The organism is Shinella sp. R2-11 (assembly GCF_055330205.1).
Map to the genome: position 1 here is coordinate 127199 of NZ_JBVAPC010000001.1, position 24686 is coordinate 151884.

Sequence of the window (24686 nt, forward strand, 5' to 3'; positions counted from 1 at the left end):
CCCGCCTTGCGGCGGAAGTCACCCACTATCGGGACCACGCCGTCAGGCGCCGTCCTTCGTCTCGGTTTCGTCCCGCCCGCCGCCGGCCTTGCCGGGCTCGCGCCCCGCCAGCCTGTCGACCGGGTGGGGCGATGCCACCATGCCAGCCGCGCGCATGACGTTCAGAACGCCGGCACTGAAGCCGAGGAGCAGGAAAATGATCATCCCCCAAGGCCCTGTACCCGCAAAATGGTCCAAAAGATAGCCCAGAAGCGCCCCGACGATGACGGCCGCGACGAACTCGCTCGAGAGCTTCATAGCGACCGCATAGCCCGTTCGGCTCGCGGCGGCCCTTGCCTCGGCGGCTTCATCCGCCCCGTCTGTCTTGCGCCGCTCCGCGAGTTCCGCGTCGAGGCGCTTCAGCCGGTCTTCCAGACTTTCCTTTTGCTGATCGGTCATGGCGCCCTCCTCGTCCTTCTCCGCCGGTGCGTTCGCCCCAATGCGGACATATTAAAGGCTAGGCTGCAAGCCATATCCGACCCCTTTTGAAGTCGGCCGCAACATAGTTTTAGGTGCCGGTATAGTCAAGGCATGGCGAAGCTTTGCGCAGCACCAAAAATATCGAATAATATCAGTAAATTAGCGGGATTCATGTGGAGGCCGCGACTCTCCGCCCCGGGAATCGCGCGCAGTGTGGCACGGACTCACCACACCGGCCGGGGCGCCGGCAGACGCCTCAGCTCCAACCGCCGCCATAGGTGCGGTAGAAGATGTGCTTGCCGATCTTGGCCACGCGCTTCATGGTCCGGCCCCAGGGCGGGTTCACATAGGTCGCGTGGTAATGGGTGGCCGAGCCGACCTCGTCGAGCCAGATCTTGCCGGCGGTGACGGCCATGGCGACTTCCTTCGCCGTCTTCCAGTTCCAGGGCGAGAGGATCAGGTCGGGAATGCGGTCGCAGGCGAAGGAGAACTGGCAGCGGCCGCGCCAGTTCTCGTTCTGGTAGACGACGCCGCAGATGGTTTTCGGATAGGCGGGATTGCGCACGCGGTTGAGGATGACCTGAGCGACGGCGGCCTGGCCCTTCACCTCCTCGCCGCGCGCCTCGAAATAGATGCCTTCGGCAAGGCATTTCTGTTCCTTGGCACTGAAGACCTCCGCCGGCAGGGCCGTGGCCGCCCACGCGTGGTCGTCGGGAGAGATGTCGGGAATGAAGCGGCCGAGTTCCTCCTTCGGCTTCAGGATCGAATCGAAGGGCGATTCCCGGGCGTAGTCCGGCCCGACGGGAGCATAGGCGGTGGCGAGCACGTCGGCCTTGTCGTTGGTGACGAGGCTTGCGAGCATGGGCGAGATGCCCGGATCCTTGTGGGCGGCCTTCTTCTTGTAGAAGGCGGTGGCGATGGCGATCTCCTTGCCCTTGATCTGCGGCTTGGCGAAGGCCATGCGCTCCTCGGCGTCGAAGACCGGCGAGAGCAGCGAGCTGGTGCGCTCCAGGATCGAGCCGGCGGCAAAGCCCTTCGGCGGCAGGACGGGCAGGACGGCGATGATGCGACCCTTCTTGTCGCGGCGGTTGACGCGTTCCTCGTCGGGAATTCCGCCCTTGCCCTTGTCTTCGCTGAGCACCGCCGCCTTGACGCCGCCGGGCAGGTCCACGCCGGCCCCGCTCTCGATGCCGCCGGTGGTCATGGCGTCGGCGAAATCGATCTCGATCTCGTGCACGGAACCGGCCGGCGAGCGCGTCAGCACCATGGTCTGGTTGCCGCCCTTGCGGTTGAGGCCGGCAAGATAGGTGGCAAGGTCGGTCCTGGCCGATTCGGTGGGAACGATGGCGGCAAGGCCGAGCCCGAGCGCCAGGGGGACTTTCCATTCCCGCTTCAGATACGCAAAGAAGCGGCCTGCCTTGGCATGACGAATGCTACGCTTACGCAACTGTCTACTCCGCACGCATATGCAGGCCCCGCGCCGACGGTCAACCGGCGTGTCCTCCTGCCCGGAACTGTTCGATAGGAGCCTGCCGCGCCGAGGCACGGGCCGAATGCGGCTCGTTGTCGGGGCAGATGAAGCATCGGCCCCGTATGCATTAACCATAAGAGCCGCATGGTTAATGCCGGTTTAATGGGAAAATACGAAATGACGTTTCCGGGATATGGTCGCCCGGGCGGGACTTCCGGCCGCGAAGGTATCGGCCCTCCCGACAACACGAAGGAGCCGTCCCGTCAGGACGGAACGGCTCCTTCGTGCGCAAATCGGACTAACGGGTCATGTCGGCCTGGGCCGTGCCGTCACCCCGCCACACCGCGCTGGCCGAATTGGCGCCGGTCATCGTCATCGTAATGCTGTATCCCGACCCGAAGCGAATGGTCCGGCCGGACATCCTGGTGCTGCCGACAGTCTGCGGACGTCCCCGGAAGGAGTAGGAGATCACCCGGTTGTTCCGGATGATGATCCTGCCGGCGGACCTGCCGTTGAACTTCCCCGACCACGTGCCGTCCCAGGAGACGGTCTGGGCCGCCGCCTTCTTCGACTTGGCGAGGCTTTCGCTCGGCTGGATGAGCAGCATCGAACAGGCCGCCATGGCGAGCGCCAGAATTTTCGAAATACGCATGATTTCCTCCCCTTGGGTTGCAGAGCAGCCAAGGATCATGCGCGGCCAGATATGGGACATCACCCAAACGGGTGATGCCGTGCCGATTTGTAGCCTGTCCGGTGCAAGCCCCCAGTCCAATCCGTTTCGTGACTTAGATCTGGAACGACGAGAGGCGTGCGATGAGTTCGGCCTGCCGGCTGGAGCCGGTTTTCGAAAGCAGGTTCTTGAGGTGCGTTCGCACGGTCTCGACGCTTACGCCACCGCTTGCCGCGATATTCCTGGGCGACAGACCTTGCAGCAGTCCCTCGGCGACCTTCGCCTCCGCCTGGGTGACATCGTAGAGACCACGGAGCAGCGGCTTGAAGGGAAGGCCCGGAAAATTGATGGGCACCAGCGCGACGATGGCGTCCATGCCCGGCAGGATGTCCCGCGCATTCAGCGCAACCGGGATGACGTGCAGCACCATGGGGCTGCCGCCGTTCGCGAGGAACGGGATCGATTTGGTCGTATCCGGATCGTGAAGCGTGGCGAGCGCCTCCTTGAACATCGCATCCGCCCGCCGGTCCGCCACATGCAGCATGTCGAAGGCCACGATCCTCAGGTTCTCCGCCGCCTGTTCGAACTGCCGGTTATGCAGACGGACCCGCCCCCGGCGATCGCAGGCGGCAGCGGGCACGCCCAGATGCGAGAGGCTTTCGAGCGTGCCGCTCACCCGCTCCATCCTGAAGCGGGCGGCGAGCATCGAAGCTCGGGCGATGTGGGGACGCAGCTCGTTCAGAAACGCCTTCGTGTCCTCTCCTAACGGACCGCGCTCGTGAAGCTGGTCGATCGAGAAGATGACGATGTCTTCATCGATTCCATCGATATGCGTGGCGGCGCTCCAGCCGATTCCCCGGGGACGCAGGAACTGCGTGTAGATCGGATGGTTCTCGATCTCCTCGTCCGTGCAGACGTCATGATCGGTCACGAACTCCTGCCGCGCGAGCTCCAGCACCCGTTTTGCACGGATATTGCGGTCGACCCACCCGTCCTGCATCATCGCGGCCAGATGCGGCTGGCAGCTTGGTGTCGCGCAGGATGCCGAACCGTGCCGCCCCAAGGTAAAGAGCGCGCCACCAAAGCATCCCGCCGCTTCGGACACTCGTTCGAGCACGCCCGGCCAGAATTCCGGCAGGACCGCCGCCTCATAGATTTCATCGACAATCGAACGGGCGCGGCTCAAGAATCCTCCGGAATATACAAGTTGACCCTGAAATAGCCCGACGAGCTTGCGCGAGCCGGAACAAATGCTGGCCGCGACCCGGCTATGAACACCTATTCGATCGGGCGAACGCTCGCGATTGCGGCAACGAGATCCGTCTGGCGCGGCATGCCGGACTTGGAGAGGATGGCCTTCACATGGCTGCGAACGGTCTCGACACCGACCGACAATTGCTCGGCCGTGGCCGCGACGTCGCTTCCGGCGGCCAGCGCGCGGGCGACGCGCGCTTCGGCCGGCGTCAGGTCGAACAGGCCCTGGATGGTCTCCGCGGTGGGTACGCGCGACCGGTCGACGGGAGTCACGATCAGGAAGTAGGCCGCGCTCAGGAAGATATCGCGCGCATTGCCACGCACCGGCACCAGATGGACGACAGCGGGTGGAGCGGTTTCGTTGCGCGGCAGCGGAAACGACCGGCTGGCGAGGCTGCTTCCGGCGCGGGCCGCTTCGAGCGCCTCGGCCATCAGCGTGTTGGCGGGGGCATGCTGGAAGCGTACCAGGTCGTGCGCCGCGATGATCACCTGCGGCGCGAACTCCTCGAGCAGCCTGTTTCCGGCGATTACCCGTCCGTCGTGACGCAGCACCGCCGAAGGCAGGCCCGTCATCTGCAGCGCCTCGACCGCCGCGTTGATGCGCTCGAACTCCAGGCGGCTCGACATCATCGCCGCGCGGGCGAGATGCGGCCGGAGCTGGTCGAGATAGGCGATGGCGGAGCGTTTCACCGGCCCGGTCGCCTTCTTCTTCTCCACCGCGACAATGATCTTCTCGCCGCTCGGCGTGCTGATGAAGGTCGAGGTGCCGAAACCGTAGCCCAGGGGCTGCATCATGCCGGTGAAGATCGGCATGGTGTTGTAGTCGTGCTCGGTGAAGAAATCGGCCTCGTTCACGAAACCATGATGCACGATGGAAAGGAGCTTGTCGGTCCGCGTGTTGTGGCGGTACCAGCCCTCGTCGATCATCTTGACCTTCATGTCCTCGAGCGCCGCCGAGGCGATCCATTTCGTCTGCGGCGCACTCGTGCTGACGAGGGAGGTGCCCTGCGCGCGAGTCTTCGCAGCCATGTGATCGAGAACGGGATACCAGTTCTCGGGAAGAAAAGCCGCTTCGTAGATCTGGTCGATGATGGCGGAAAAGTCGGTCATGGATAGGACCCGGCAGCGTGCTCGTCCGCCATGCGATGCAGGACGGACGTCTCAGCCTATTTCATAATCCGCTTAGCAAAAGCTAAAAATGCCGCGGCCTCTCCCTGCATGCTTTCGTCAGATGACGACGTGAGACCCCAGTTCCACCACGCGGTTGGTCGGCAGGCGGAAGTAGTCGGAGGGGTCGGTGGCGAGGTTGGCGAGCGCGATGAACAGGCGGTCCTGCCACATGGGCATGCCGGACTGCGCATCGGGCACCAGCTTGCGGCGGCCGAGATAGAAGGAGGTCGACATGATGTCGAACTTGTGCCCCGCCTTGCGCATCAGCCCCAGCGCCTGCGAGACGTTCTGCGTCTCCATGAAGCCGAAGCGCATTTCGATGCGCGAGAAGCGGTCGGAGATACGCTCCACCGAGAAGCGTTCGGCAGGCACGACGCGCGGCGTGTTGGCGGTCCTGATCGTCAGGATGAAGTTCCGCTCGTGCAGGACGTGGTTGTGCTTGATGTTGTGCAGCAGCGCGGCGGGTGCGAAATCGGGATCGCTCGTCAGGAAGATCGCCGTGCCGGCGACCTGCACGGGCGCATGGGCGCTCTGCTTTTCCACAGACTTGACGAAGGCCGGCAGCGGCACCTCGATGCGGCGGGTCTTGTCGCGCAGGATGCGCGTGCCGCGTGTCCAGGTCCACATCAGGAGGACCACGGCGGCGGCGATGGTGACGGGCACGTAGCCGCCGTCATGCACCTTCAGAAGGTTCGCGCCGAGGAAGGTGAGCTCCAGGAGGAGGAGCGGCGTCAGCGCGCCGATGGCGGCAAGCGGCTTCCAGCGCCAGCGGGCGCGCAGGAACTCGAAGGCCATGACGGTCGTCACCACCATCGCGCCGGTGACGGAGATGCCGTAGGCCGTCGCCAGCTTCTCGGACGAGCCGAAGATGAAGACGAGCAGCATCACGCCGAAGAGCAGCACCGTGTTGACGCCCGGCAGATAGATCTGACCGGTCTGGGTTTCGGACGTGTGGAAGATCTCCATGCGCGGCAGGAAGCCGAGATGGATCGCCTGGCGGGTCAGCGAGAAGGCGCCGGTGATGACCGCCTGGCTGGCGATGATGGTGGCGGCCGTCGCGAGGATGACGATCGGCAGCAGCGCCCAGTTGGGGAACATCAGGAAGAACGGATTCTCGAAGGCCTCGGGATGGGCGAGGATCAGCGCACCCTGGCCGAGATAGTTCAGCGTCAGCGCCGGGAAGACGAGGCAGAACCAGGCCCACTGGATCGGCCGGCGGCCGAAATGGCCGAGATCGGCGTAGAGCGCCTCGGCCCCGGTGACCGTCAGGAAGACGGCGCCGAGCACGACGAGGCCGACATAGCCCTCGTTCATCATGAAGACCACGGCGTAATAGGGATTGAAGGCGGCGAGGATGCCGAGGTCGTCGCTGATATGGCGGATGCCGCCAAGGCCCATGACGATGAACCAGATGGCGGTGATCGGGCCGAAGAACTTCGACACGGCGGCCGTGCCGAGCGACTGCACGGCAAAGAGCATGACGAGGATGACGACCGAGATGGGTACGACATAGTCCCCGAGCGTCGGCGTCACCAGCTTCAGGCCCTCGACGGCGGACAGCACCGAAAGGGCGGGCGTGATCATGGCATCGCCGATGAAGAGCGCGGCGCCCACCGCTCCCATGAAGAACAGCACCGTGGCGCGCCGGCCGGCGGTCTTCATCAGGAGCGCGAGCAGCGAAAGCGTGCCGCCCTCGCCGTGGTTGTCGGCCCGCAGCAGGAAGAGCACGTATTTGAGCGTGACGATGATCGTCAGCGTCCAGATGATCAGCGAGATGAGGCCGATCACCTCGGTGCGCGTGATGCCGTCCTGGGCGACGGGACGCAGCGCCTCGCGGAAGGCATAGAGCGGGCTCGTGCCGATGTCGCCATAGACGACGCCGATGGAGCCGAGGGAAAGGAGAAACAGCGTGCGCGCCCTGCTCTGGGATTGCGGTGCGCTACCGGCGTGATGTTGCATGGGGCGATCGGGCTCTAGAGCCAGCCTTTCCAGCGGAAGAAGAAGAAGGGGAGGATTGCCGACAGGACCATCGCGACCAGCGTCAGCGGATAGGCGGAGGCAACGTGCAGTTCGGGCATGAACTCGAAGTTCATGCCGTAGACCGAGGCGATCAGGGTCGGCGGAAGCAGCACGACGGAGGCGATCGAGAAGATCTTGATGATGGCGTTCTGCTCGAGATTGATGAGGCCGAGCGAGGCATCGAGCAGGAAGGTGATGTTGCCCGCCACGAAGCCGGCATGTTCGGAAAGCGACTGCACGTCCCGCGTGATCGTGCGGCAGAGCTCGAGGCTCTCGCGGTCCGACTGCAGGGCCGGCAGCGCATGCAGGAAGGTCAGCACGCGCGACAGCGACATCAGGCTGTCACGCGTCTTGGCGACAAGGCGGTGCAAGGCCGAGACCTGCACGACGCGGTCTTCCAGATAGCGCGGCGGGCGGCGGTTGAGATGCCGCTGGTCGCCGAACACCTCGATGGACAGCCTGTCGGCGCGCGAGACGGCGATTTCGAGGATTTCCGCGGTGCGGTCGACGACGGTCTCCAGCAGGCGCGTGATCATCACGGTCGGCGAGGAACAGCCGCCGGGAATGCGGTGCATGCCGCTCTTGAAGAGCGCGAAGGAGCGCGGCTCGGCATAGCGCACCGTCAGTAGCCTGCCGGCCGTCAGGATGAAGGCGACGTCGGTCAGGTGCGGCAGGTCGCTCTCCGCCTTCACCATCAGCGAGGCGGTCATGTAGGCCGCGTTGCCGTCCGTGTAGAGGCGGCTCGAGGGCTCGATGTCCTTGAGTTCGTCGCGGGTCGGTACCTCGATGGAAAGAACGCGCTCGATCAGCGCTTCCTCCTCGCGGCCGGGCTCCACCATGTCGACCCACACGGCCCCGGCAAGTGCGTCGGCGGCCGCAGAATCTGTTTCTGTGGGCAGGGCGCGTGCCTCGCCGTTGGAACGGAAAACCGTGATCACCGGCGAATGGCTCCGGAACGGACCATCGCTCACACTCCTGGTTGGACGCCGCCGTTCAGCGGCCGGCCGCGCATATTGCTCGGCGCCGCACAAAAATCAAGGTCGTGCCTGATGCCAGGCCCCTCATCCGGCCTGCCGGCCCCCTTCTCCCCGCAAGCGGGGAGAAGGGGGATATGCCGCGCCGTTTTCCTCAACCCCCAACGATGCGTGGGGCAAGCCCCCTCTCCCCGCTTGCGGGGAGAGGGTTAGGGTGAGGGGCAACCCCGACCAGAGGAACAACGCCGGCGGCCTGCCCTTCGTTCACTCGAAGACGATGGAAGGCGCGCCGCGGGCGCCCTTGTCCTTCAGCGCCTCCAGCTCCTGCCAGACGCGGGTCGCGATCTCGCGGTAGGTCTTGGCCGCCGCCCCGTCCGGGTTGGAGACGACGACGGGGGTGCCGGCGTCGGAGGTCTCGCGGATGTCCATGGTCAGCGGCACCTCGCCGAGGAAGGGCACGCCGATGCGCTCGGCCTCCTTGCGCGCGCCGCCATGGCCGAAGATGTCGTAGCGATTGCCGGTGTCGGGAGCGATGAAATAGCTCATGTTCTCGACGATGCCGAGCACCGGCACCTCGACCTTGCTGAACATGTTGAGGCCCTTGCGCGCATCGATGAGGGCGAGGTCCTGCGGGGTGGAGACGATGACCGCGCCGGCGAGCGGCACCTGCTGGGCCATGGTGAGCTGGGCGTCGCCCGTGCCGGGCGGCATGTCGACGACGAGCACGTCGAGTTCGCCCCAGGCGACCTCGCGCAGCATCTGCATCAGCGCCGACTGGATCATCGGCCCGCGCCAGATCATCGCCACCTCCTCGTCGACGAGGAAGCCCATGGACATGACCTTGATGCCGTAATTCTCCATCGGCTTGATGATGCGGCCCTCGATCTGCTGCGGACGGCCGGAAATCTTCAGGAGGCGCGGCATGGAGGGGCCGTAGATGTCGGCATCGAGGATACCGACGCGAAGGCCGTTGGCCTTCAACGCCAGCGCGAGGTTGACCGAGGTGGTCGACTTGCCGACGCCGCCCTTGCCGGACGCGACGGCGATGATGGCGCCGACGCCGGGAATGCCGGCCTTCGCACGCTGCGGCGGCTGGCCGGGCGCGGCATGGCTGTGGCCGGCATGGCCGTGGGCCGCGCCGCCGCCGGGCGGCGGGGGGGCCGGCGCGCGGGCGGCGGCCGGGCCGGAAGCGGCGCGCTTGTCGGCCGTCAGCGCCACCATGGCGGCCTTGATGCCGGGGATTTCCTTGACGACGCGCTCGGCGGCGGCGCGCAGCGGATCGAGCTCGCGGGCGCGCTCCGCCGGGACGGTGATGGAAAAATAGGCCTTGCCGTCGGAGATGAACACGTCCGAGACGAGGCCGAGGTCGACGATGTTGCCGTCCATGTCCGGACCGCGCACCGTGCGCAGCCGTTCCAGCACCTGTTCCTTGCTTACATCCGTCATGAGACCCTCGATGAATACCCTCGCGGCCAGGCCGCTGCCTTTATCCCGTAGATAGTGCACGCGAAGGCCGCCGCCAAACGAATTTGCCGGCGACGGGCACCTGCGGCTTTGCGGCAGGTTGCCTCAGGCGATCAGCCCGCGGCGGATGGCCTTGACGACGGCCTGAGTGCGGTTGACCGCCTCCAGCTTGCGCGTGACCTGGTTGAGGTAGTGGTTCACCGTGTGCTCGGAGAGGCCGAGGATCTCGGCGATCTCCAGGCTCGTCTTGCCCGCCGCCGTCCAGCTCAGGCACTGGATCTCGCGGTCGGTCAGCATGACCTGGCCCGACTTCCAGGCCGAGCCGATCTCGGCCAACCGGTTGAAGAGATGCACGGAGATCATCTGCAGCATCAGGCGGTCGTCGCGGCCGAGCGTCGCGCTCTCGCCGCCCCAGACCACCGCGCCGCGATTGCCGAGCGCGTCATGCACGGGGAAGAAATGCCCGACCAGCATGCCATGGCCGGTCATCATATCAAGCAGTTCGCTGAAATCGGCATGTTCGGAGGATTCGCCGATCCATTCGCGCATGTCGTAGGTGAAGGGAACCGTGGTCAGCCGCAGCTTACGGATGCCGGCGCTCTGGCGGACCATGCGCATGGCGTCGTACTTGGCGAGGACCTCCTGCGGCCAGTTGCTGACGATGGAATAGGCCGAGAGCTTTTCCGCCTCGAAACCCGGCAGCGTGAAGACGATGAAATACCTGAGGCCGTATTCCTCGCACTTGCGGCGCATGTAGCGCACGATGTCGAACTGCGTCTCGAGAGCTGCGATCTCGGCGCCTTCGTCCTGCACCTGCTTTTCGCCGTTTCTGGTCTCGTCATCCGTCATGGTGCCCCGCAAAGAATAGTCCTCCCCTTGGGCAGTTGGAGCGGGACCGCACGCTTTCCAGAAAGTCACAAGGTTTTTTATGCATCAGTTCAAAAGCCCGGCGCGGATCGCCTTGGCGACCGCTTGAACCCGGTTGACCGCGTCGAGCTTGCGCGTTGCGCGGTTCAGGTAATGATTGACAGTATACTCCGAGAGACCGAGGATTTCCGACATTTCCACGCTGGTCTTGCCGGCGGACGCCCAGGACAGGCACTCGATCTCCCGGCGCGACAGCGACACGTTCGGCCCGCGGCCGGAGCGACGCTCGACGACTTCCGTGAAGATCTGGTTCGCCAGCGCGTTGAGCTCGGCCATCTCGCGCGGCTGCAGGAGCTCGCGCGTCCCACCGAAGGCGAGCGCGCCGCGCAGGCCCGCCGAATTGTGCGCCGGAAAATAGGCCCCGCGCGACAGGCCGTGCCGCTCGAAGAGGTCGGCGGCGATCGCGGCCTTGCCGTCGATGCGCCGGCGGTTGGTGCCGTCCGCGTCATAGACGAAGGGATTGGTGCTCTGGCGCAGGCGCTCGACGACGGGACTGCCGAAAATCAGGCCCGCATGGTCGTAGGTCCTCAGCATCTCGTCCGGCCAGGAGGTCAGGAGAACGCTGGAGGAGAAATCCGTGGAGGTTTCGGACGGGACGGTGATCAGGAGATAGCCGCGGAACCCGAAGTGCCTCGCGATGCCCTCCAGCCTTTCGGCGACGTCCTCCTCCGCGGCCAGGGCCGACAGGTTCGTACCCCATCGGTTCTGGAACTGTGCAGATGTCGTATGGATTCGATCCGCCATATCCCTTTTTCCTTCAGCAATGCACGCGCTCGCGCGGCAGAACAGCTCTATCCGCACAATGCACCTGCTTGCCTCAGGAACCCCCGTGTCCCAATGCAAGTATGTTCGAGAACCGCGCCTCAAGTCCGCGGCAAGCGACGCGGCTCGAACAAGCCGGTCAAGGGGAAAGCTAATGGCGACCCCAATCCACGTCCAGCGCGATTTTCTAATTTACCGTAAAATCGGGAGGCAAAACAACTTAGCCATAGGCTGCACGCCGCATAATCCACTTATCGTTGCGGGCCGAGCCTTGCGGCAAGTTCCTCCATGATCGCGCGCGCCGCATGGCGCACCGACGGCGCCCATGCTTCGAGCTGCGCCTGCCCGACCCTGTAGGCCGGTCCGGTGACGGAAACGCCGGCCACCAGCCCGCGTCCCCCGTCGATAACCGGGGCGGCGACGCAGCGGATGCCTGGCTCGTGCTCCTCCCGGTCGAAAGCGATGCCGCTCTCGCGGATCCCCGAGAGCTCGGCCAGCAGCGCGGTGCGGTCCGTGATGGTCTGCGGCGTGAAGCTGCGGAACTCCAAATCCCCCAGGATCGCATCGAGCGCGGCGGCGTCGAGCACCGAAAGCGCCGCCTTACCGACACCGGTGCAATAGGCGGGCGACGCATTGCCGATCTGGGAATTCATGCGGACGGCCTGCCGGCTTTCGACCTTGTCGAGATAGATGATCTCGCGCCCGCGCAGCACGCCGAGATGCACCGTCTCGCCCGTCTCCCCGTGCAGCGCCTCGAGGAAGGGCGCGGCGACGGCGCGGAACTCATTGCGCGCCCAGGAGGCCGAGGCGAGCTTCAACAGGCGAAGGCCCGGCACATAGGCGTGGTCGGGCCGCAATTCCAGCAGCCCTTCCTGCACCAGATGGGAAAGCTGGCGATGCAGCGTGCCGCGCGGCTGGCCGCTGACGGCGAGCACGTCGGTAAAGCGCATTGGCCTTTCGGAAAGCGCTACCGTCTCCAGTACGGCGACCGCCTTGCCGAGCGTGCCGGTTCCGCCTTCCTCGTTCCGCGTCGTCGTCATCGTCGCAGCCCTCTTCCGTCCCTTGACAGGCCGACATGGTAGCGGAATAATTCCGAATAATCAAACTCAGTTCCAAATAATGGAACATTTCGGGAGAAAGCGATGGCTGGCCGCTATCCGGACCTCGCAGGACAGGGCGTGCTCGTCACCGGCGGCGGCTCGGGCATCGGCGCGGCGCTGGTCGCCGGCTTTGCCGCCGAGGGTGCGCGAGTCGCCTTCCTCGACATCGCCGAGGCGGACAGCCGCACGCTCGTCTCCGGCCTCGAAGGCAAGGTGGAGCACCTGCCGCATTATATAAGGACGGACCTGCGCGATATCGACGCCCTGCGCGCGGCGGTCGCCGAGGCCGCATCCGTGCTCGGCGGCATCCGCGTGCTCGTCAACAATGCGGCGCGCGACGACCGGCACGCGCTGGAAACCGTCGAGCCCGACTACTGGGACGAGAACCAGGCGGTGAACCTGCGCCACCACTTCTTCGCCGCGCAAGCCGTCGCGCCGCATATGTGCGCGGGCGGCGGCGGGTCGATCGTCAACTTCTCCTCCATCGCCTTCCTGCTCAACATGGGCGAGTTGCCGGCCTATGCGACCGCCAAGGCGGGCATCGTCGGCCTCACCAAGTCGCTCGCCGGCCGGCTCGGCCCGGACAATATCCGCGTCAACGCCATCCTGCCCGGCATGGTGCTGACCGAGCGGCAGAAGCGCCTGTGGATCGACGAGGCGGCGATTGCCGGCGGCATCGACCGCCAGTGCCTGAAGCGCTCGCTGGTCGCCGCCGACATGGTCGGCCCCTGCCTCTTCCTGGCGTCGGACGCCTCCGCCGCCATCACCGCCCAAACGCTCATCGTCGACGGAGGCATGCTCTGATGACCGAACCCATCCCACAACGCACCGCCGGGCCTGCCTATGTGGCGGTGGACTGGGGAACCTCCAGCTTCCGCCTCTGGCTGATCGGCCGGGACGGCGACGTTCTTGCCGAGCGCCGCAGCGGCGAAGGCATGACGACGGCCGCCCGCACCGGCTTTGCCGATGTGCTGGCAAGCCACCTTGCCGCGATTTCCGCGCCGGCGGGCCTGCCGGTCCTCATCTGCGGCATGGCCGGCGCCAAACAGGGCTGGATCGAGGCCGGCTATCTCGACACGCCCGCCGCGCTCGCTGACATTCCGACCGCCGCCGTGCGCATTCCCGGCATTGACGCGGATATCCGCATCCTGCCCGGCCTTGCGCAGCGCGACGCCATGGCGCCCGACGTGATGCGCGGCGAGGAAACGCAGCTTCTCGGCGCCGCCGGCGAACTCGGCGACGGCGACCATCTTGTCTGCATGCCCGGCACGCACAGCAAGTGGGTCCGCCTTTCCGGCGGCAGGGTCGAGGGCTTTTCCACCTTTATGACGGGCGAGCTCTTCGAGGCCATCGCCAAGAACACCATCCTCAGCCACGCCATTGCCGAGGCGGGCGCGATCTCCGGCGACAATGCCGCCTTTCGCGCCGCCGTCGCCCGCATGGTGGAAAAGCCGGCGCTCGCCACGAGCCAGCTCTTCTCCGTGCGCGCCGGCTCGCTGATCGCCGGGCTTTCGCCCGAGGATGCCAAGGCGCGGCTTTCCGGCACCTTGATCGGGCTGGAGATCGCGGGCGCGCTTTCGCTCGTCGCCGAGGGAACGCCCGTCGCGCTCGTCGTTTCCGGCGGGCTCGGCGCGCTCTACAGGGAGGCGCTCGCCGCCGCCGGCCTCACCCCTTCCCTCATCGATGCCGATGCCGCCGTGCGCAACGGCCTTGCCGCGGGCGCCAGGGCGCTCTGGTCCCTTTAAAGAAAGCTGGAAACAATGAGCCGTATTCCCTTCCCCCCCATGAAGCACCCGCTGATCGCCATCCTGCGCGGCCTGAAGCCGGGCGAGACCGAGGATGTCGTCGGCGCGCTGATCGAGACCGGTTTCACCGCCATCGAGATCCCGCTGAACTCGCCGGAACCGTTCAGGTCGATCGAGATCGCCGTGAAGATGGCGCCGGAAGGCTGCCTGATCGGCGCCGGCACCGTGCTGACCGTCGCCGACGTCAACCGCCTCGCCGATGTCGGCGGGCGCCTGATGGTCAGCCCGAATGTCGAGCCGGAGGTGATCTCCACCGCCGCCGCCAAGGGCATGGTGACGATGCCCGGCGTCTTCACCCCGACCGAGGCGCTTGCCGCCGCCCGGGCCGGCGCGACGGGCCTGAAATTCTTCCCGGCCAGCGTGCTCGGCCCGGCCGGCATCAACGCCATCCGCGCCATCCTGCCGGCGGACCTCGAAATCGCCGCGGTCGGCGGCGTCTCGGAGAAGAACTTCGCCGACTATGCCGCGATCGGTATCCGCAGCTTCGGCCTCGGCTCCAGCCTCTACAAGCCCGGCATGACAGGCGCCGAGGCCCGCGCCCGCGCCGCGGCCACCATCGAAGCCTATGATGCCGTCTACGGGGCAAACCGATGACCGGAACCCATGCCTTTGCCGGCCGCACACTCTGCGAGACCGCCTGCCAGCTCGGCGAGGGGCCGACCTACGATCCCGCGACGGACAAGGCCTTCTGGTTCGACATCCGCGGCCGGAAGCTGCACGAACTTCACCTTGCGACCATGACGAAGGCCGTGCACGACCTGCCCTTCCTCGGCAGCGTGCTCGCCGTCATAGACGCGGAGCACCAGCTCATCCTTTCCGACCAGGGGCTTTTCGTGCGCACCGTCGCGGACGGCAGGCTCGCCCCCTTCGCGAAACTGGAGGACAAGGCGGCCAACCGCTCCAACGACGGGCGGGTGCATCCCTCCGGCGCGCTCTGGGCGAGCACGATGGGCCGCAGCGCCGAAAAGCATTCCGGCGCGATCTACCATGTCGCGGGCGAGCGGGTGACGAAGCTCTTCTCCGACATCACCATTCCCAACAGCATCTGCTTCTCGCCGGACGGCGGCACCGCCTATTTCACCGACACGGACGTCAACCGGCTGATGAAGGTGGCGGTCGATCCGAAGACCGGCCTGCCGACCGGCGCGCCGGAAGTCCTCTCCGACGAGAGCGGCACGCCGGGGGGCATCGACGGATCCGTCTGCGATGCAGACGGGTTGATCTGGAACGCCCGCTGGGGCGCGAGTGCCGTCGACGTCTACAGGCCCGACGGCACGAAGGTCGCGCGCTATGACGTGCCCGCCGCGCAGGCGAGCTGCACCGCCTTCATCGGCGGCAAGGCCGACCGGCTGCTCGTCACCTCCGCCTGGCAGGACCTCGACGATGCGGCCCGCGCGGCCGATCCCGAGGCCGGCAAGACCTTCGAGCTCGGCATTGAGGTCAAGGGACGCTTCGAGCCGAAATTCGCGCTTTAGAGCATTGCCGCATTTGCCAACGCAAACCGCTTCGCACTTTTGCTGAAAATGCTCCGACGCCCTTCCCATGCAAAATCGGCAGGCGGTCCGCCCCGTCCGACGGGTTCGGGCCGCTTCTTTTGCATGGCTGCAATCAAGAAGAAGGCAATTTTCATCGGAACCAAAGCCGGAGGTCGCCGTTCCTTGTCCATCAGCCGGTGCGGACGGGCACTTCGAAACCGCCGCCGCGCCTTGATGCCAACGAGACGAAAGGCAGGTTCAAAATGACCAAGAAACTTCTTACCTCCGTTGCCGCTGGTGCACTCTTCCTGGGCGCGGCTCTGGCTCCGGCAGCTTATGCACAGGACGCCACCCAGCCCCAGACGATGGAACAGCAGCCGGCCGCGGGCGCCGACGCCACGACGGGCACGACCCCGGGCGACACCGCAGCCACTCCGGGCACGACGCCGAGCGAAGACACGGCGCAGACCCCGGCAACCGGCACCGACAACACGGATACGGCCCAGACGCCCGCAACCCCGAGCGAGGATACCGCCCAGGCTCCGGCCGCCGGTGGCGACTATCTGACGGCCCAGTCGGACGAACAGATCAGCGCCAATACCTATATCGGCCAGGCGGTCTATAACAGCGCCGATGAAAGCATCGGCAAGATCTCCGACCTGATCATGGAAAAGAGCGGCGGTATCGACGCGGCCATCATCGGTGTCGGCGGCTTCCTGGGCATCGGCGAAAAGTGGGTCGCCGTACCGTTCGAGAAGATCGCGATCACGCAGGTTCCGGATTCCGACGACGTCAAGCTGACGACCACGGAAACGGCCGAAAGCCTGCAGGCCGCGCCGGAATTCAAGACCAAGGCGCAGCAGGTGGCCGAACGCCAGGCCAATACCCCGGTCGACAGCTCGACGACCTCGTCGACGACCACGGGCACCGCGCCCGCGACGACCCAGCCGGCCGAATAAACCGGCGGGCTTCCCCCGACCTCCAGCCCGGTGGCACGCCCTGCGCCACCGGGTTTTTCTGTGCGCGCTTAAAACAGCACGCCATAGCGCATGGCGTCGTAGATGCCGGCATGGATGTTGCGGCTGTGGACGGCATCGCCGATGCGCAAGAGATCGAACGCACCCTCGGGATTGCGGGAGCGGATCGGGTTTTCCTGGCGGATGAGCGCCTTGTAGTCGACCGCCCCGAGATTGCGCGACAAGGGCTTCAGCTCGAAATAGAGATCGGCCATCGGCATGGTGCCGTGCTCGACGACGACCTGCGCCACGCGGCGCTCGGCCGAGGCGTCCGGCGAGAAATCCGAGCCGAGCGTCGCCACCAGCCCGTTGCCGTCGCGGCGCACGGCCTTGAGGCGCGTGTTGATCGTCACGCGGACGTTCCGTTCCGCGAAGGCCTTGGCATAGGGCACGTGGTTCATGCCGCCGATCTCGGGCGCGAAGAAGCGCTCCGGCGAAACGACCTCCAGCTCCACGCCAGCCTTCGCGATCAGCTCCGCCGCCGTCATGCCGGTATGCGCGCCGTTGTCGTCATAGAGCAGGACCGGGCCTTCCGGCTTCACCGCCCCGGCGATGATGTCCCAGCTCGAAACGACGAGGTCGTCGCCCGCCTCCAGTTCCGGATTCTGCGCGATGCCGCCCGTCGCGATCACCACGAGGTCGGGATCGAGGGCGAGCACGTCGTCGCCGCCGGCAAAGACGTTGTAGTGGATCGGCACGCCGAGGCGTTCGAGCTCGGCAAGGCGCCAGTCGACGATGCCGATCAGTTCCCTGCGGCGCGGATTGCGGGCGGCGAGCAGGATCTGGCCGCCGGCCTCGCCGGTCGCCTCCAGCACCTCGACGGCATGGCCGCGCTCGGCCAGCACGCGCGCCGCCTCCAGCCCCGAAGGACCGGCGCCGACCACCACCGCCTTGAGCAGAGGCCCCGGCGATTTCGAGATGACATGGGGGATGGTCGCCTCGCGGCCGGTCGCCGCATTGTGGATGCAGAGCGCGCCGCCGCCCTCGTAGATGCGGTCGAGACAGTAGGTGGCGCCGACGCAGGGGCGGATCTGCGCCTCCCTGCCCTCCTCGATCTTCCTGACGATATGCGGATCGGCGATATGGGCGCGGGTCATGCCCACCATGTCGAGCTTGCCTTCAGCGATCGCGTGGCGGGCCGTCGCGACGTCGGCGATGCGGGCGGCGTGGAAGACCGGGAACTTCGTCGCCGCGCGCACGTCGCCGGCGAAATCGAGATGCGGGGACGCGGCCATGCCCTGGATCGGGATGACCTTCGTCAGATGCGCGTCATGGTCGATATGGCCGCGGATGATGTTGAGGAAATCCACCTTGCCGGAACCGGCGAGACGCCGGGCGATCTCGACGCCCTCCTCGCGCGAAAGGCCGATGTCCCAGTCCTCGTCCGCCGCCATGCGGATGCCGACGATGAAATCCGGCCCCACGGCCTTGCGCACCGCATCGAGCACCATGTCGGAAAAGCGCAGGCGATTGTCGAGCGAACCGCCGAATTCGTCCTCGCGGCGATTGGTGGCGGGGGACCAGAAGCCGTCCATCAGATGGCCGTAGGCCTCGAACTCGATGCCGTCGAGGCCGGCGGCCTGCATGCGCTGGGCCGCGGCGGCATAGTCGCCGACGATCCGCTCGATGTCCCAGTCCTCGATCTCCTTGGGGAAGGCGCGGTGGGCGGGCTCGCGCACCGGCGAGGCCGAGAGCACCGGCAGCCAGTCGCCCTTGTTCCAGCCCGTGCGCCGGCCGAGATGGGTGAGCTGGATCATCACGGCGCAGCCGTGCTCATGACAGTCGTCGGCGATCTTCTTGAGCCACGGCACGATCTCGTCGGAATAGGCGTAGAGATTGCCGAAGGCGGGCGGGGAATCCTCCGAGACGATCGCCGAGCCCGCCGTCATGGTCAGCGCCATGCCGCCCTTGGCCTTTTCCAGGTGATAGAGCCGGTAGCGGTCCTTCGGCATGCCGTCTTCCGAATAGGCCGGCTCGTGCGAGGTCGACATGATCCGGTTCTTCAGCGTCAGGTGCTTCAGCCGGTAGGGCTGGAGCAGCGGGTCTTTCGATAGCGTCATCTCAAAGGTCCTAGCAGGTCGGCCGTGATCGTGCGTGAGATAGTCGCAAATGGCGACGTCCGGGGCGACGGCCGCGGCGGCAAATCATGGCCAGCGCGCGCCTTCCCCTCGTTGCCTTGCAGCACCTACCGCGGCGAGGCTACACAGGGCGGATCGCCGCTGTAACGCGGGAAAAAACTTACCGGCGTCATAACCTGCTTTTATGGAGACGATCCGTCAACGGCGCAGGACGGGCTGCACCTCTTCGTGGAAGAAGCGGAAATAGGAGGTGATCTGCGCCAGCGCATTGGTCGACAGCTTGTACTGGATGCCGAGGCGGCCGTTGGCGCACCAGCGCACCGTGCCGCTGAGCCGTCCCAGCTCCTCGCTTTCAATCGTCACGAGCTGGCCGGGCATCGCCTGGATCGGCTTTTCGATGTCGAGCGCCATGCCGCTCGGCGAAAGATCGACGACGCGCGCCCGCGTCGACTGATGCATGACCTTCACTGTCGCGAAAATACGTACCTTGGAACGATCGGTCGCCCGGACGGGCATATCCTTGATGGTCGCCATCGCTGTCACCCCAGACTTGATCCTGGAGCAAGCCTAGCGAAGAGCATTTGCCATCCCGATAAGAAAATGCATGCAAGTTTAAGGAAATGGCTTATTCGGGGACACCTGGCCCCGCGCCGGTGCGGCTCAGGAGGCCGCGCGTCCTTCCAGGCTGACATAGCGGTCGGCGAGGAAGCGCATGGTGGCGACGGCATCCGCCGGCTTGCCGTAGAAATAGCCCTGCCCCATGCCGCAGCCGAGCGCCTTCAGCTTCAGCGCCTCGGAAAAATCCTCGATGCCCTCGGCGACGACGGCAAGGTCCAGCCCCTCGCACATGGCGACGATGGCCTTGATAATGTGCTCGGACGCCTTGTCGTTGGAGATGCGCGAGACGAAGGCGCGGTCGATCTTCACCTTGTCGAAGGTGAAGTCGCGCAGGCGCCCGAGGCTCGACTGGCCGGTGCCGAAATCATCGAGCGAGATGCGCACGCCCGCCGCGCGCAGTTCGCCGACGATCTTCTGCGCCGTGTCGGCATCGGTCATCACCGCCGTCTCGGTGATCTCCAGCTCCAGCCGGCGCGGATCGAGCCCGACGCGGTTGAGGATCGCCAGCGTGTTGAACGCCGTCTTCGGGTCCATGAGCTGGGCGGAGGAGAGGTTGAAGGAGAGGAAGAGCTCCTTCGGCCAGGAAAGCGCCGCTTCCGCCGCCTTGCGCAGCAGCGTGTCGGACAGCGCGTCGATGAAGCCGCGCTCCTCGGCGAGCGGCACGAAGACGGCGGGCGAGACATAGCCGAGATCGGCATCGCACCAGCGCGCCAGCGCCTCGAAGCCGACGACGGTATCGTCGCGCAGGCTGACGATCGGCTGGAAATGGACGTCCACCTCGTTGGCGATGATCGCATTGCGCAGCGCCTGCTCGAGCTGCGTCGCGCGCTTCATCTCCTGGGCGATTTCCTGCGAATAGACCGTGATCTGGCCGCGCCCGCGGCGCTTCGAGCGGTAAAGCGCGGTATCGGCGCTCTTCAGGAGCTCGGTGAAATCCTCGCCGGCGAAGGGATAGATGGCGAAGCCGAAGGAGGCCGAAAGTCGCACGTTGCGGTCGCCGAGATCGAAGGGGGCCGACAGGACCTCGCGCAGCATCTGGCCGAGCTTTTCCGCGCCCTTCCGCTCGAAGACCAGCGGCAGCACGAAGGCGAACTCGTCGCCGCCATGGCGGGTGACGGTCGCGCCGTCGGGAATGCAGGCCTTCAGCCTGTGCGCCACCTGGCAGAGGATCTCGTCGCCGGCGCGCGGGCCGAAGAGATCGTTGATGGGCTTGAAACCGTCGAGATTGGCGATGCCGATGGCGAAGGGCGCCGGGTCCGCCTCCCGCTCGCGGGCGATCTGCCGCACCTTGTCGCGCAGGCGATAGAGATTGCCGAGACCGGTGAGAGGATCGGTATAGGCCATGGCATGAAGGTCAGTCTGGGAAACATCCAGCGCCGCATGATCAGCAGACTTCATCAATGATTTCCCATACTTGCGCCTGATCTCCGAGGACTGCCCTACGATGGGGCATGTCCGTTAACAAATGCATAGCAAGCGATCGTCAGTCCTTCCCACAGATCTCCCCATTTCTGGGGAGTTGACGGTCCGTTTTCAACTTAAAGCATGCCTTGTAACGGGGCGCGGGCCGGCCAGTCCTCCCCGCATGTGTCAGGCGACAGCTTTCTCCTGTTTGCGCGCGGCATAGCGCCGGTAGACGGCCTCGATCATTTCCGGGCTGACCGGCTTGACGATGTAGTCGTCCATGCCGGCATCCATGCAGTTCTGCATGTCGACATTCAGCGCCTGCGCCGTGACGGCGACGATGGGCGTGTGGGTGCCCGTCAGCTTCTCCGCATCGCGGATCTCCTTCGCCGCGTCGATGCCGTTCATCACGGGCATGGCGATGTCCATCAGCACGAGGCGCGGCTGGTGCTTGCGCCAGAGCATGACCGCCTCCTCGCCGTTCTCGGCGATGCGGTGCGAGATGCCGAGGCCCTCGAGGATCTGCGAGAAGACGAACTGGTTGATCTGGTTGTCCTCGGCGACCAGCACCTCGACGTCGCCGACGGCGGCCGGCAGCATGGTCGTGATGTCGGTGGCGATGTACCAGTCGTCGGAAATCGGCACGGGCGTGAGGATGTCGCCAAGCGGCGAGGTGTCCTCGGAAAGGAGCTCGTGCTCTTCCACGAGGACGCGCATGAAATCCGAGCCGATGCCTTCGGCCGAGATCACCGTCACGGGCACGCCATAGGCATTGTTGCGGATTGCGGCATGGTCCGGCACGTCGCCGTCGACGATGACGAGATCGAGGACGATCCCCTGCTCGGCCGCATGCAGGAGGAAGGCCTGGCATTCCCGCACGGAATGGACCGCGCAGGAATCGGCGTCCTTGGCCTTGAACTCGTCGACGAGGATTTCCTCGATGCGGGGATTGCCGGTGACGATGAGCACGCGCTTTCCGGCCGCGGCCGCCACGTCCTCGCGATTCAACTGGTCGAGAAGCAGGCGCCGCTCGGCATCGCGCACCGGATCGAAGCAGTTCTGCGCGGGCACGAAGCCGCCCGGAACGCGCAGCAACGCATCGCCCTCGTCCGTCATGGCCCGCTCGCCGGCGACGAAGGCCGAGACGTCCTCCATCACCGTGACGATGGCATGATGGCCGGGCGCGCCGATGCGGTACTTGCGCGTGATGACGTAGAGGTCCGAGCCGTCGGCGCGGATGATGTGCTCCGCCAGCATGTAGGGCTCGCCCGTCTCCAGCACGGCACGGTCGCTCGCCTCGATGCGGTCCGCGCTCTCGGCATCGGCCAGCGCCCAGACGGTGCGGCCGAGAATGTTGTCGGGATCGGTGCCGTAGACCGCGCAGAACGCCCGGTTTACCGCGATATAGGCAAGGTTGCGGTCCTTGACGACCATCGGCGAAGGCAGGGTCTCGAGGATTTCCTCGGTGAGCGCGATGCGCTCCAGATCGAGGCGCCACTGCTCTTCCTGCTTCTTCTGCTCGGAAATGTCGACGAAGGTGGTGACGTTGTAGCCGCTCGGCAGGCGGCGCTTGCGGAAATGGATCCAGCGGTCGCGCCCGAGCCGCTCGACGGCATCGTACTGCTCGCGCCAATGGGCGGAGATGCGGGCGGAGATCCACTCCTCGCGGTTGACCGGCTTGTGGCGCTGGTCGGGCGAGATGCCGTAGCGCACGCCGCTGTCGAAAATCGCGCCGAGCACGTCGCGCAGGCGCGTTCCGGGCACCAGCGTTTCGGCGGGAATGGGGAAATAGCGCAGGACCTGCCGGCTGGCGAAGACGAGGCGGTCGTTCTTGTCATAGACGATCACCGCGGCGGCGAGGATATCGCACGCGGCTTCGAACATTCCCGACCGGATGTGCGCGTCTGACGGCGCTACATCATTCATCCTGGCAGTCCTCGCCTGTTGGCATTCCCGAAAACATGCTGATCGGTGCTCACGCACCTTGGGACATTGGGGAATGCCAGCGGCCAGCGACGCTGCAATCGTCCACCGGAGAACCCGGCCGGCTTGTGCTCATACAAGCGCAACGGCACGTTCGCAGCATTTTATTAAAGCCTGATTAAACCGGCCGGCGCCCAAGAGCCGGGATAAGCCGTCGCACCCACTGGCGGGCGGCGGGCGAATCCGCGAAAATGGCGCCATGACCATCAGGCAGCTTTCCGAAACCCTCATCAACCAGATCGCGGCCGGCGAAGTGATCGAACGGCCGGCAAGCGCCGCCAAGGAGCTGATCGAGAACGCGCTGGACGCCGGCGCCACCCGCATCGAGATCGCCACGGCCGGCGGCGGCAAGACGCTGCTGCGCGTCACCGACAACGGCAGCGGGATGGCGCCCGCCGACTTGGAGATGGCGATCCGCCGGCACTGCACCTCCAAGCTCGATACCGACCTTCTCGACATCCGCACGCTCGGCTTTCGCGGCGAGGCGCTGCCCTCCATCGGCTCGGTCGCGAAGCTGTCGCTGCTCAGCCGCACGGCGGAGGCCGGCGAAGGGGCCGAGATCAGCGTGACGGGCGGCAGGGTGGAGCCGGTACGCCCGGCGGCCGCCAACCGCGGCACCGTCGTCGAGGTACGCGACCTCTTCTTCGCCACGCCCGCCCGCCTCAAGTTCCTCAAGAGCGAGAAGGCGGAGGCCTCGGCCATTTCCGATGTCGTGCGCCGCATGGCCATCGCCTTTCCGCATGTGCGCTTCGTGCTCTCCGGCGCCGACCGCACGACGCTGGAATTTCCCGCGACCGGCACGGACCGGCTCGCCCGCATCGCGCAGGTGCTCGGCCGCGATTTCCGCGACAATGCCATCGAGATCGATGCGGAGCGCGAGGGCGTGCGGCTCACCGGCTTTGCCGGCGTGCCGACCTTCAACCGCGGCAACAGCCTCAACCAGTTCGCCTTCGTCAACGGAAGGCCGGTGCAGGACAAGTTGATCTGGTCGGCGTTGCGCGCCGCCTATGCCGAGACCATCCCGCACGGACGCTATCCCGTCGCGGTGCTTGCCATCGACATCGATCCGGCGCTGGTCGACGTCAACGTGCATCCGGCAAAGTCGGATGTGCGCTTCCGCGATCCCGGCCTCGTGCGCGGCCTCATCATCGGCGCGATCCGCGAGGCGCTCGCCCGCGAGGGCGACCGCGCCTCGACGACCGGCGCAAGCGGCCTGATGCGCGCCTTCCGGCCGGAGACAGCGCGGCCCGCTGCCGCATGGACGCCTTCCGCCTCGCCCTACCGGCCCTTCGAGAGCGCCATGGCCTCGCCGACGGCTTTCCGCGAGCATCAGGCGGGCTTTGCGGAATTCGCGGCGCCCTCGGCGCGCGGCGAGCCCGCCTTCGCGCCCTCCCCCTCCATCCGCGAGAAGGAGCCGCCGCAGCGCCATCCGCTCGGCGCGGCACGGGCGCAGCTGCACGAGAACTACATCGTGGCGCAGACCGAGGACGGCCTCGTCATCGTCGACCAGCATGCCGCGCATGAACGGCTCGTCTTCGAGGCGATGCGCGAGGCACTGCATGCCCGGCCCGTGCCGGCGCAAGCCCTCCTCATTCCCGAGATCGTCGACCTGCCGGAAGACGACTGCGACCGGCTCGTCTCCCACGCCGAGGAATTCGCAAGGCTCGGCCTCGGCATCGAGCGCTTCGGCCCCGGCGCGGTCGCGGTGCGCGAGACGCCGGCCATGCTCGGCGAGATGGACGCGGCCGGCCTTATCCGCCAGCTCGCCGACGAGCTTGCCGAATGGGACACGGCGAGCGGCCTCAAGGCCAGGCTCGAATATCTCGCCGCGACCATGGCCTGCCACGGCTCCGTCCGCTCGGGCCGGCGCATGCGGCCCGAGGAGATGAACGCGCTCCTGCGCCAGATGGAGGCGACGCCCGGCTCCGGCCAGTGCAACCACGGCCGGCCGACCTATATCGAGCTGAAGCTTTCCGACATCGAGCGGCTGTTCGGCCGCAGTTGAAAAAGCTGGAAATTTGACGGCCGGCGCGATAT

21 protein-coding genes are annotated in these 24686 nt (G+C 66.1%); 6 read left to right on the plus strand and 15 right to left on the minus strand.

The window, feature by feature from the left end:
* Positions 1–42 precede the first annotated feature (42 nt).
* The 11 genes from ACZ1A1_RS00660 to ACZ1A1_RS00710 form a co-directional block, all read right to left on the minus strand.
* Entirely contained in the window at positions 43–438 is a 396-nt protein-coding gene (locus ACZ1A1_RS00660; protein WP_313192207.1) for an AtpZ/AtpI family protein, read from the minus strand.
* Between the two features lie 277 nt (positions 439–715).
* Complete coding sequence (locus tag ACZ1A1_RS00665) at positions 716–1906, minus strand: cell wall hydrolase (protein ID WP_463618325.1); 1191 nt, start codon at positions 1904–1906, stop codon at positions 716–718.
* Positions 1907–2228: 322 nt separating this feature from the next.
* Positions 2229–2582: a hypothetical protein gene (locus tag ACZ1A1_RS00670; RefSeq protein ID WP_463618326.1), complete on the minus strand. Its 354-nt coding sequence runs from the start codon at positions 2580–2582 to the stop codon at positions 2229–2231.
* A 133-nt stretch (positions 2583–2715) separates the two neighbouring features.
* Positions 2716–3786, minus strand: coding sequence for a helix-turn-helix transcriptional regulator (locus ACZ1A1_RS00675; RefSeq protein WP_463618327.1), 1071 nt, complete (start codon positions 3784–3786; stop codon positions 2716–2718).
* A 92-nt stretch (positions 3787–3878) separates the two neighbouring features.
* The gene (locus tag ACZ1A1_RS00680) at positions 3879–4964 is read right to left on the minus strand and encodes a helix-turn-helix transcriptional regulator (RefSeq protein WP_463618328.1); all 1086 of its coding nucleotides are present in this window, start codon (positions 4962–4964) and stop codon (positions 3879–3881) included.
* A 117-nt stretch (positions 4965–5081) separates the two neighbouring features.
* Positions 5082–6983, minus strand: a complete 1902-nt coding sequence (locus ACZ1A1_RS00685; RefSeq protein WP_463618329.1) for a potassium transporter Kup — start codon at positions 6981–6983, stop codon at positions 5082–5084.
* A 14-nt stretch (positions 6984–6997) separates the two neighbouring features.
* Positions 6998–7981 (minus strand): magnesium transporter CorA family protein, encoded by a 984-nt coding sequence (locus tag ACZ1A1_RS00690; protein ID WP_415214383.1) that lies wholly within the window; start codon positions 7979–7981, stop codon positions 6998–7000.
* Positions 7982–8281: 300 nt separating this feature from the next.
* Positions 8282–9463: an iron-sulfur cluster carrier protein ApbC gene (gene apbC, locus ACZ1A1_RS00695; protein ID WP_463618330.1), complete on the minus strand. Its 1182-nt coding sequence runs from the start codon at positions 9461–9463 to the stop codon at positions 8282–8284.
* 123 nt (positions 9464–9586) lie between these two features.
* Complete coding sequence (locus ACZ1A1_RS00700) at positions 9587–10330, minus strand: helix-turn-helix transcriptional regulator (RefSeq protein WP_119254456.1); 744 nt, start codon at positions 10328–10330, stop codon at positions 9587–9589.
* An 84-nt stretch (positions 10331–10414) separates the two neighbouring features.
* Complete coding sequence (locus ACZ1A1_RS00705) at positions 10415–11152, minus strand: helix-turn-helix transcriptional regulator (RefSeq protein WP_119254455.1); 738 nt, start codon at positions 11150–11152, stop codon at positions 10415–10417.
* Between the two features lie 269 nt (positions 11153–11421).
* Positions 11422–12210: an IclR family transcriptional regulator gene (locus ACZ1A1_RS00710; protein WP_463618331.1), complete on the minus strand. Its 789-nt coding sequence runs from the start codon at positions 12208–12210 to the stop codon at positions 11422–11424.
* 102 nt (positions 12211–12312) lie between these two features.
* Between ACZ1A1_RS00710 and ACZ1A1_RS00715 the strand changes: the two genes are divergently transcribed.
* The 5 genes from ACZ1A1_RS00715 to ACZ1A1_RS00735 all read left to right on the plus strand — a co-directional run bounded on the left by ACZ1A1_RS00715 (position 12313) and on the right by ACZ1A1_RS00735 (position 16509).
* Positions 12313–13074, plus strand: a complete 762-nt coding sequence (locus tag ACZ1A1_RS00715; RefSeq protein ID WP_463618332.1) for an SDR family NAD(P)-dependent oxidoreductase — start codon at positions 12313–12315, stop codon at positions 13072–13074.
* Positions 13074–14015, plus strand: a complete 942-nt coding sequence (locus ACZ1A1_RS00720) for a 2-dehydro-3-deoxygalactonokinase (protein ID WP_463618333.1) — start codon at positions 13074–13076, stop codon at positions 14013–14015. The genes ACZ1A1_RS00715 and ACZ1A1_RS00720 overlap by 1 nt, the downstream gene beginning before the upstream one ends.
* A gap of 15 nt (positions 14016–14030) precedes the next feature.
* The gene (locus ACZ1A1_RS00725; RefSeq protein ID WP_463618334.1) at positions 14031–14669 is read left to right on the plus strand and encodes a 2-dehydro-3-deoxy-6-phosphogalactonate aldolase; all 639 of its coding nucleotides are present in this window, start codon (positions 14031–14033) and stop codon (positions 14667–14669) included.
* On the plus strand, positions 14666–15550 hold the full coding sequence (locus ACZ1A1_RS00730; RefSeq protein ID WP_463618335.1) for an SMP-30/gluconolactonase/LRE family protein: 885 nt from the start codon (positions 14666–14668) through the stop codon (positions 15548–15550). The genes ACZ1A1_RS00725 and ACZ1A1_RS00730 overlap by 4 nt, the downstream gene beginning before the upstream one ends.
* A gap of 263 nt (positions 15551–15813) precedes the next feature.
* The gene (locus ACZ1A1_RS00735) at positions 15814–16509 is read left to right on the plus strand and encodes a PRC-barrel domain-containing protein (protein ID WP_313192196.1); all 696 of its coding nucleotides are present in this window, start codon (positions 15814–15816) and stop codon (positions 16507–16509) included.
* Positions 16510–16577: 68 nt separating this feature from the next.
* Here ACZ1A1_RS00735 and ACZ1A1_RS00740 read toward each other — a convergent pair whose 3' ends face one another.
* The 4 genes from ACZ1A1_RS00740 to ACZ1A1_RS00755 form a co-directional block, all read right to left on the minus strand.
* Complete coding sequence (locus ACZ1A1_RS00740) at positions 16578–18626, minus strand: oxidoreductase (RefSeq protein ID WP_463618336.1); 2049 nt, start codon at positions 18624–18626, stop codon at positions 16578–16580.
* A gap of 216 nt (positions 18627–18842) precedes the next feature.
* Positions 18843–19178, minus strand: coding sequence for a PilZ domain-containing protein (locus ACZ1A1_RS00745; RefSeq protein WP_313192194.1), 336 nt, complete (start codon positions 19176–19178; stop codon positions 18843–18845).
* Positions 19179–19304: 126 nt separating this feature from the next.
* The gene (locus ACZ1A1_RS00750; RefSeq protein WP_313192193.1) at positions 19305–20660 is read right to left on the minus strand and encodes a putative bifunctional diguanylate cyclase/phosphodiesterase; all 1356 of its coding nucleotides are present in this window, start codon (positions 20658–20660) and stop codon (positions 19305–19307) included.
* Between the two features lie 192 nt (positions 20661–20852).
* Positions 20853–22550 carry a response regulator gene (locus tag ACZ1A1_RS00755; protein WP_463618337.1) on the minus strand — a complete coding sequence of 566 codons (1698 nt, stop codon included), beginning with the start codon at positions 22548–22550 and terminating at the stop codon, positions 20853–20855.
* A 298-nt stretch (positions 22551–22848) separates the two neighbouring features.
* Between ACZ1A1_RS00755 and mutL the strand changes: the two genes are divergently transcribed.
* Positions 22849–24654: a DNA mismatch repair endonuclease MutL gene (gene mutL, locus ACZ1A1_RS00760; protein WP_463618338.1), complete on the plus strand. Its 1806-nt coding sequence runs from the start codon at positions 22849–22851 to the stop codon at positions 24652–24654.
* The last annotated feature ends 32 nt before the right edge of the window (positions 24655–24686 follow it).